Genomic DNA, 6384 nt, shown 5'->3' with positions numbered 1-6384 from the left:
GACCCGGACGAGGAGCTGACGGACCCTCCCTACCGTGGCCTGGCCCGTTTCGAACCCGGCGACCATGCCCGGTTCTTCGGCCGGACCCGCCTGACCGACAGCCTCATGTCCCTGGTCCGAACGTGTCGGTGCGTCATGGTGCTCGGCCCCTCGGGCAGCGGAAAGTCTTCCCTCTTGCGCGCCGGGCTCATCCCCCGGTTGCAGAGCGCTCAGGAGCCGGCGCTGCGTCCGGCGGCGATCCGTATCCTCACGCCCGGCCCCCGGCCGGTGCACGAACACCGCAAGCTGTTCACCCCGGCCGCTGGAGCGGGAGACACCTGGCTGGTGGTAGACCAGTTCGAGGAGATCTTCACGCTCTGTAGTGACCCGGGGGCGCGACGGGAATTCATCGACCTGCTGTTGTCGGCCCGGAACGCCCTCAGCCGCCTGCGGGTAGTGGTGGGAGTCCGGGCCGACTTCTACGCTCGCTGCCTCGAGTACGAGGGCCTGGTGGAAACCCTCGCAACGGCGAGTCTGCCGGTCGGCTCGATGACGGCGGACGAACTGCGGGAGGTGATCGTCAAACCCGCGGCCACCGCAGGACTGATAGTGGAGCGTGCATTGACGGCCCGGCTCCTCAAGGAGACGAGCGAGGAGCCGGGGGCTTTGCCGCTCTTGTCGCACACGCTGCTGGAGACCTGGCGCAGGCGCCGCGGTCGCGCCCTGACGCTGGAGGGTTACCAGGCCGCCGGCGGCATCCACGGCGCCATCGCCCGCACCGCCGAGGACCTCTACACCCGCCTCACGCCCCCACAGGCCGCAGCAGCCCGCCGCATCCTGCTGCGAATGATCACCCCGGGAGAGGGCGCACAGGACACCCGGCGTCCCCTGGCCCACAGCGAGACACGGACCGGGCATCCGGCGGATCGCGCTGCCGCCCTGGAAGCCTTGGCCCGCTCCCGCCTGATCACCGTCGACGACGAGAACGCCGACATCGCCCACGAGGCCTTGATCACATCCTGGCCCCGGCTCAGCAGGTGGATCGAAGAAGACCGCGAGCGCTTGGTCGCTCACCGCAAACTGACCGAAGCGGCCCAAGCCTGGGACCAGCTACAGCGTGATCCCGGCGCTCTCTACCGCGGCACGCGGCTTTCCGCTGCCAAAGACCTCTTCGCCTCGCCGCGGCACCGCGCCCACCTCACGCCGTTGGAGGACGCCTTCCTTCAGGCCAGCCTCGGCGCCGCACAGCGCCAGACCCGTCGTACCCGCCAGCTCATCGCGGCGCTCAGCACCCTGCTGGTCCTGGCGCTTGCCGCGACAACCTTCGCCGTGCAGAAGGCCTTTGACGCCGACGCCCAGCGCCGTCTCGCGGTCTCCCGCGAGCTGGCCGCCCGCGCCGAGGCGATGACCGGCCAGCATCCAGAGGCCGCCATGCTTCTTGCCCTGCAGGGGTACCGGCAGGCGCCTACCGTCGAGGCCCGCAGCAGCCTGCTCAGTTCCTACGCCGGGTACTACGCGAACCAGCTCACCGGCCACACCGACGTAGTGGACGGTGTGGCGTTCTCCCCCGACGGCCGCACGCTGGCCACCGCCAGCTACGATCACAGCGTCAAAATTTGGGACACCCGTTCCCACCGTCTCATCGCGACGCTCACCGGCCATACCGACTCGGTCAACGACCTGGCGTTCTCCCCCGACGGGCGCGTCCTGGCGACCGCCGGCAACGATCGAAGCATCAAACTCTGGGACACCCGTACCTACCGGACCACCGCCACCCTCACCGGCCACACCAACATGGTCGAGGGGGTGGCGTTCTCCCCCGACGGCCGTACGCTGGCCAGCGCCAGCAGCGACCGCACCACCCGCCTGTGGAACGTCACCTCGCACCGGATGACCGCCACCCTCGCCGGCCAGGACGAGGCGGTGATGCGGGTGGCGTTCTCCCCCGACGGCCGTACGCTGGCCACCGCGGGCGGTGAGCGCACCACCCGCCTGTGGGACGTGGCCTCGCACCGGATGACCGCCACCCTCGCCGGCCGGAACGAGGCGGTGATGCGGGTGGCGTTCTCCCCCGACGGCCGTACGCTGGCCACCGCGAGCAGCGACCGTGGCGTCACACTCTGGGACACCCGTTCCCACCGGCAGTCTGCTGCCCTCACCGGCCACACACAGATGGTGCAGGATGTGGCGTTCTCGCCGGACGGACGCGTGCTGGCCACCGCGAGCAGCGACCGCTCCGCTCGCCTCTGGGACCTGCGCACGCACCGGCCACTGGCCGCCTTCACCGGAAACGGCGCTGTCCACGGGGTCGCGTTCTCCCCCGACGGACGGGTTCTGGCCACCGCCGGCCAAGACCACACCGTGCATCTGTGGAACACCGCCTCTCATCGGAAGATCACCGTCCTGACCGGCCGTTCGGGCATTGCCACCTCCACCGCCTTCGCGGACGGCAGCGGCGCCCAGGCCGCCTTCGATTACCTCCGTGGCGTGGCGAGGTGGACTCCCAAAGCACCGGGACCGGCCATGCCCCGCATCCATTCCAGCCCCTTGGAAGGGGCCACGACGGCCGATGGCCGCATCCTGGCCACCGCCGACAAGGACGGCACCGTACGCCTGTGGAACATGCTCGCCGGACGGCAGACCACCACCCTGCGCGGGCCTCCCGGCGTCATCCGCTCGATGGCCTTCAGCGGCGACAACCGGACACTGATCACCTGCGGAGCCGACGGGACCATACGCCGGTGGGACCTCGCCACCAGCCGTACCACCGCCACGTTGACCGGAGCCCCCGGCACGACCACCGCGGTCGCCGTCAGCCCTGACGGCCGTACGGTAGCCACAGCCGGAATCGGCGGCACCACCCGCCTGTGGGCAGTGGACTCCCACCGCATGTCCGCCACCCTGAAAAGCCACAGCTACGCCATCGCCGCACTGGCCTTCAGCCCCGACGGCCGCACCCTGGCCACCGCCGGCACCGACAGCACCACCCGCCTGTGGGCCACTGCCTCACACCGGCGACTGGCCACCCTCACCGGCCACACCAACGCCCTGTCGGCGCTGGCCTTCAGCCCTGACGGCCGCACCCTGGCCACCGCCGGCACGGACCACACCGCCCGCCTGTGGGACCTGCGCTCCCGCCAGACGACCGCCGTACTCACCGGCCACACCGACGCGGTGCTGAAGGTGATGTTCTCCCCCGACGGCCGTACCCTGGCCACCCGCGGCCAGAACGGCACTGCACGCCTGTGGAGCACGGACATCGACGATGTCGCCACCCGCATCTGCGGCCTCAGCAGGGCCAACCACTGGCCCCGGCTCCTTGCGGGCCCGACGGTCAAGGAACTCTGCCCACAGCGTGCGTCCTGAACCAGAGCACTCCGTTACGAAACACTTTCGGGTCGAACGCGCGCGAGCCACCAGAGTGTGGCTGTTCTTGTGTCCGTACCTTGCAGATCAAGGCGTCCAGGCGGCGGGGCCGGGCATGCGTCGGTGCGGGAAGTGGGAGGCAGCATGGATCCGCGGGGCGGGGGCTACCGGCAGCAGGCACGCGACTTCGCGGTTCTGGCGGTGCTGGTTCGCGGTTCTGGCGGTGCTGGAGGGCGAGGAAGGACTGTCCGCCGAGCAGGAGGAGCTGGCGCGGGCGGTGATGGAGGTGGTGCTGCTGGCCGGCCTTGCGCCGTACAACGTCGAAGCGGCCGTGGACGGGGAGGTGACCGGGGTGGGCCTGGCACCGGTGCCGTACAACCGCCGCGCGCTGCGGGTCAAGTGGCAGCAGGATCCGGCGGCCGCCCGCCACCTGCCCGCCGAGCTGAGCGGCATCCAGCAGCCCGCCATGCACCGGGCCCTGCACACCATCTTGTCCGCGCACCGGTTCTGGATCGAGGACGCACCGCTGAGCCAGGCCCCGCTGGGCCGCGCACGCACCCGTCCTGGCCACTGACGGCCCACAGCTCCGTGGCGCGCCGAAGGGCGGGGGATGTCGGTGGGCTGGAGGTCGGGGCAGTCAGAGTGCGGCGTAGTCGAGGAGGGGCACGGTGGCGGTCAGCAGGCGTCCGTCGCGGGCCGCGTGCTGCATCAGGCGGTACTGGGCGTCGGTGTCGGGGTTCTTGGGACCGAGGCGGGCCGGGCCGAGATGCAGGGCAACCACTCCACTGTCCAGCGCGGTGCGGTGCCAGGTGGGCGGCGTGTGGATGGCACCGAGGAAGAAGTCGACGCTCTGGGCGTCGGCGATGCTGAGCACGCCGAGCTCCTTCACCTCTGCTCCGGCGGGGCGCTCCGCGAGGACCGCGGCCCATCCCTCGGCTGCCGGGGGAGGAGCGTGGTGGTGTCGCTGGCCGGTTCGAAGCCGTGCTCTTGCAGGTAGGGGCCAGGACGCCGGCGGGTTCCGTGTGTTCGTTGTGGGCGACGAAGACAGGGCAGGCCATTCGGCGACGAGAATCGGCAGCCCGGTGACCACCGGCCGGGGCGGGCAGCGCGGTCATCCGCATGTCATCGCCTGCGGGGTTGCGCAGACTGCCGGTGGCGAGCGTGGTCACCGTGGACGGCGCGCACGCAGGGTGGGTGAAGAACACCTGCAGCGTCTCAGCCGGGCCGGCGCTGCGGGTCACGACGATGTTCGCCTCACCCGAGGAGGGGATCGTGAGCTGACAGTGGGCCCGCGACCGCGGCCGCAGCGCCGCGTGCAGGCACGGTCAGCGCCAGCCCGTACCGGCCCTGGACCCGCGTGATCGGGCTGGGGCTCAGTCAGCTTGTAAGAGGCGGCGGTCTCCAAGGGGCCGAAGCCGCCAGCCGGCAGCCGCAGGAAGGTGCCGGGATTGCGCGCGACGACGCCGGTTTCGCCTTCGGAACCGAGGAGGACCACCGGCTGCATGGGCCGACAGATGTCCGGGGTCCGTGTCCGAAGGGCGGATACGATAAGTCTGATGCTGCAAGGACAGACGGAAGCGGCTCCCGGGGCAGGGCTGTATCGTCGGTATCGATATCCTCACGACCGGGAGAGCACTTTGAGGGACCGGCGCCACGCCTTGGTGAGTGAAACCACGGGGATCTTGATTAGCGCCGTTTTCGGCACTGTATGGTTCGAGGCCGCAGCGAGTTCATCTCCCACGGTTCTGCGAGGCCTGGCACAAAGCGTCGGAGTTGCCCTGTTCATCGGGCTCGTAGCGACGGCCGCCCTGGTCTTCAAGCGGTCCCGGCCCACGTTCCGCCCTGCCGGGCTGTCTACGGACGGCGACGGCAGGGCGGAAAAGAGGGAACGGTCCTCCGTACCGGACGGTGGATATCCCAAGAGGATCACTTGGGGTGTGCCGACGCTATTGGGGGTGGAATCCGCGGCCATTCTCGTGGGCGCCGTGGTATGCAACAAGGCCCTTGGCCATCCCGAATGGGTTCCCGCGTGGATTTCCTTTGTCGTGGGCGTGCATTTCTTCCCGATGGGGTGGATGCTGCGCGTGCGGCGGTTCCACGCACTGGCGGCGGCGATGTGCGCCGTCGCGGTGGGAACCGCCGCGATCGCCGATGTGTCCCATGCCTGGCAGGCCGTGTGGCTCGCGCTTCCCGGTTACGGCTCGGCCGTCGTGCTGTGGGCCGCGTCCGTGGCGGGTCTGCGAGGGCTGTGGAGGCGTGTCCGGCTCTCGGGACAGGCGGGTGTCACCCCGTTCCGTCGGTGAACAGGAGCGTGAGCATGGCGAGGTTGCGCATCTCGTCCCGGGTGGACAGTCCGATCCGGTTGCCGAGCATGTGCAGATGGGACGCCAACACCGCGCCATCGTCGCCGGTGGGCCGTTGCCGCAGGGTGTCCGTGAGACTTCGGGTCCAGCCCTTCAGTGGCGGTGGGAGTTCACCCTGAATCAGTCGCTCGGCTGTTCCGTTGCGGCGCAGAGCCGCGACTTCCGCGCCCACTTCGCGGGTCAGGGCGGCGACGAGACCCTGCGGGGAGCGACCGGCTGTGGCAGCACCGGCAACCGGGCCCTTTCCCCCGTCTTCTCCGCTGGTCCAGCGGCGCCACATGGCCCATAGACCGTTGAGCACGTCCGCCGTGTCGGCCGGGGTGTTCGTCATCAGCCGGAAGAGACCTGCCGCCGCGAAAAGTCCGAGCCCGCATCGCGCGGCCTGGCCCGGGCGGTGCGCGAGCAGTCCGACCGCAAGCTCGCTGCTGTCGCGGAACGACGCCTCCGCATCGTCCATGGCCTCACAGCCCCCGTACCGCGAGTACTCTGGCTCATAGTGGCCGAGCCTGCCCCCAGGAGCCACCAGGTCCGATACGGGCAGGCGCCGTCCCAGCTCTCCTGCCCTGGCCAGGGGCGCTACGTAACGAGTTGGTGCGTGATAGCGGGTGGGCATGCTCTGGTCGTGAGGGGCATGGTCGATCGGGCGGTCCTGGCGCATCCGGTGTTCATGGGCATC

Annotated in this window: 6 protein-coding genes; 4 read left to right on the top strand and 2 right to left on the bottom strand. The window is 70.2% G+C overall.

The features are described from left to right. The first annotated feature begins 15 nt into the window (after positions 1 to 15). Positions 16 to 3345, top strand: a complete 3330-nt coding sequence (locus ACH4EB_RS38340; protein WP_398353155.1) for a hypothetical protein — start codon at positions 16 to 18, stop codon at positions 3343 to 3345. Between the two features lie 223 nt (positions 3346 to 3568). After that, entirely contained in the window at positions 3569 to 3919 is a 351-nt protein-coding gene (locus ACH4EB_RS38335) for a hypothetical protein (protein WP_398353154.1), read from the top strand. A 63-nt stretch (positions 3920 to 3982) separates the two neighbouring features. Here ACH4EB_RS38335 and ACH4EB_RS38330 read toward each other — a convergent pair whose 3' ends face one another. Further along, on the bottom strand, positions 3983 to 4219 hold the full coding sequence (locus ACH4EB_RS38330) for a hypothetical protein (protein WP_398353153.1): 237 nt from the start codon (positions 4217 to 4219) through the stop codon (positions 3983 to 3985). A 245-nt stretch (positions 4220 to 4464) separates the two neighbouring features. On the opposite strand from ACH4EB_RS38330, the gene ACH4EB_RS38325 reads away from it, so the two are divergent. Further along, positions 4465 to 4626, top strand: a complete 162-nt coding sequence (locus ACH4EB_RS38325) for a hypothetical protein (protein ID WP_398353152.1) — start codon at positions 4465 to 4467, stop codon at positions 4624 to 4626. Positions 4627 to 5300: 674 nt separating this feature from the next. Continuing rightward, positions 5301 to 5648 (top strand): hypothetical protein, encoded by a 348-nt coding sequence (locus tag ACH4EB_RS38320; RefSeq protein WP_398353151.1) that lies wholly within the window; start codon positions 5301 to 5303, stop codon positions 5646 to 5648. Here ACH4EB_RS38320 and ACH4EB_RS38315 read toward each other — a convergent pair. Beyond that, on the bottom strand, positions 5629 to 6384 hold a 756-nt coding region (locus ACH4EB_RS38315), incomplete at its 5' end, for a thiopeptide-type bacteriocin biosynthesis protein (RefSeq protein WP_398353150.1). The two genes, ACH4EB_RS38320 and ACH4EB_RS38315, sit on opposite strands and share 20 nt — an antisense overlap.

Source organism: Streptomyces sp. NPDC018045 (assembly GCF_044327445.1).
Taxonomy (GTDB): Bacteria; Actinomycetota; Actinomycetes; order Streptomycetales; family Streptomycetaceae; genus Streptomyces.
Note: the sequence above shows the minus strand (reverse complement) of the source record. Positions and strands in the feature narration are given on the sequence as shown.

Excerpts from the sequence above, each read along its gene's own strand:
- ACH4EB_RS38325 (WP_398353152.1), top strand. The coding sequence starts at position 4,465 with ATGTCATCGCCTGCGGGGTTGCGCAGACTGCCGGTGGCGAGCGTGGTC.